The following is a 1,040-nucleotide window of genomic DNA, read 5'->3' as shown; positions in this document are numbered from 1 at the left end:
AAAACCACGGGAAAAAGGAAAACATCATCCTTCTTCCCTTTATTTTTACAACCATGGGTCACTAATTCCATCAAAAATTGGACAGTGTACGCAATCAATAGAAAGGCATTATATACTAGCAGTAACACCATGATTTGCTTCCTCCTTTAAATATTTTCCTCATTAAGTGTCGTTGATAATTTTAAGAGGGGCTGTTCCAAAGGTTAAGAACAGCCCCTATCAACCTTGCTGAAATGTTGATTCCTTTATAAAATTAAACCTCTAAGATTAAGACAAATATACTAAACAGTGCAATTACCACGACTTGATTGTCTGTTGTTTCCCTTTTATCCAAATGGAAGCATTTCTAATTTTAGTGGAAACATTAAAAATACAAGACGTACATTTGGAATAACCTATGTTAAAATTGTATTTAAAAAGGGATTGCCTTAATCGGCAATCCCTTTCACACAAGAGCTTCCAAGCGGACTCGAACCGCTGACCCCTTCCTTACCATGGAAGTGCTCTACCGGCTGAGCTATGGAAGCATTATGGCTCCACAGGCAGGAATCGAACCTGCGACCGATCGGTTAACAGCCGATTGCTCTACCGCTGAGCTACTGTGGAATAATATAACTAATTGATATGTTATCCAATATGCCGCTGTTTATAGCTTAGCATATTACAAAAACCTGGTTGTTCACCAAGTTTTAATATCAGAAAGCCTGCATAAAGACAAGCTTATTATAAATGGCCTGGCGGCGTCCTACTCTTGCAGGGGCAAAGCCCCAACTACCATCGGCGCTGGAGAGCTTAACTGCTGTGTTCGGCATGGGAACAGGTGTGACCTCTCCGCTATTGCTACCAGACCTATAAGGTTTTATTTTATACCTCAAAAACTGAATAAGCGTACTTGCAACGGTTTATCAAAAGCATATAGTTAAGTCCTCGATCGATTAGTATCCGTCAGCTCCACGTGTCACCACGCTTCCACCTCGGACCTATCAACCTCATCGTCTCTGAGGGATCTTACTCACTCGAAGTGATGGGAAGTCTCATCT

General features: G+C 41.1%; 2 tRNA genes and 2 rRNA genes. All 4 read right to left on the bottom strand.

From position 1 onward, the window contains the following. Positions 1 to 454 precede the first annotated feature (454 nt). Positions 455 to 527 (bottom strand) — tRNA-Thr (locus B1K71_RS00075). Positions 528 to 531: 4 nt separating this feature from the next. Beyond that, positions 532 to 606: transfer RNA gene (locus tag B1K71_RS00070), tRNA-Asn, on the bottom strand. Between the two features lie 126 nt (positions 607 to 732). Then, positions 733 to 848, bottom strand: a 5S ribosomal RNA gene (gene rrf / locus B1K71_RS00065). A gap of 67 nt (positions 849 to 915) precedes the next feature. Next, a 23S ribosomal RNA gene (locus B1K71_RS00060) occupies positions 916 to 1,040 on the bottom strand; the annotation flags it as partial.

The sequence above is a fragment of the Virgibacillus siamensis genome, assembly GCF_900162695.1.
In the GTDB taxonomy this organism is placed as follows: domain Bacteria; phylum Bacillota; class Bacilli; order Bacillales; family Amphibacillaceae; genus Lentibacillus; species Lentibacillus siamensis_A.
This window is presented reverse-complemented; position numbering and strand designations above follow the sequence as displayed.